Source organism: Streptomyces niveus, from assembly GCF_001723055.1.
Lineage (GTDB): Bacteria > Actinomycetota > Actinomycetes > Streptomycetales > Streptomycetaceae > Streptomyces > Streptomyces niveus.
Map to the genome: position 1 here is coordinate 1 of NZ_MDCR01000540.1, position 744 is coordinate 744.

1 pseudogene is annotated in these 744 nt (G+C 69.9%); it reads right to left on the reverse strand.

The annotated features are described in order from the left end of the window. Positions 1-299 precede the first annotated feature (299 nt). Positions 300-688, reverse strand: a pseudogene (locus BHU15_RS41930) (hypothetical protein); the annotation flags it as partial. Positions 689-744: the final 56 nt, after the last annotated feature.

The window sequence follows — 744 nt, forward strand, 5'->3', positions numbered from 1 at the left end:
AGGTGATGGCATCCATGAGAAATCCTTGCGTGGAGGCACGAGCGGGCACGAGCAGGCATGAGGGCCCGACCGGCGAAGGGCCGGTTGAAGAGTCAGAGGCGAGAGGTCGGGCGGCGTAAGGCGAGAAGCGGGTCGGGCGAAGGGAGTCAGGCGGCCGAGGCGCGCGGGTCCAGCGCCGTGTCGTACGGCGCGACCCAGAAGAACTCACCGGCGTCGTCGTAGGCGTACAGCAGCCCCGTGCTGCCGTTGCTCAGCACCGGCGCGTCGGCTTTCGCGGTGTCCGCGCCGTGCTGCCTGNNACGAAGTCGAGCCGGGACGGCCCGGGTTCGTCGGGGAAGAGCGTGTGCAGTGGCCGTACGAGCAGCCGGGTGACCCACCAGGCGAGCAGCGTCGCGCCCACGAGGACGGCGAGGGCCGACAGGGCGCGGACGAGACCGGAGACGCCGAGGTGGTGCAGGAGTACGGAGGCGGTGAGGCTGCTGAACCACGCGACGGCTGTCAGCAGTGAGAAGGCCACGGTGACAGGCACTCCGCCGATCCCGGCGGTGTCGAGGTCGACGTCCGAGTCGAAGCTGTCGGTCTCGGTGACACCGGCGAGCACCAGCAGCCAGAAGCCGACGACCACGACGAGCGCGGCGGTGAACAGGAAAGTGGGGAATCCGAGTGCCGCGTCGATGAATTCGCGCATTCCCGTCTCCCCCTGACCCGGCGCTCCGCCGCCGTTCCGACCGGACCGGCTCCGGA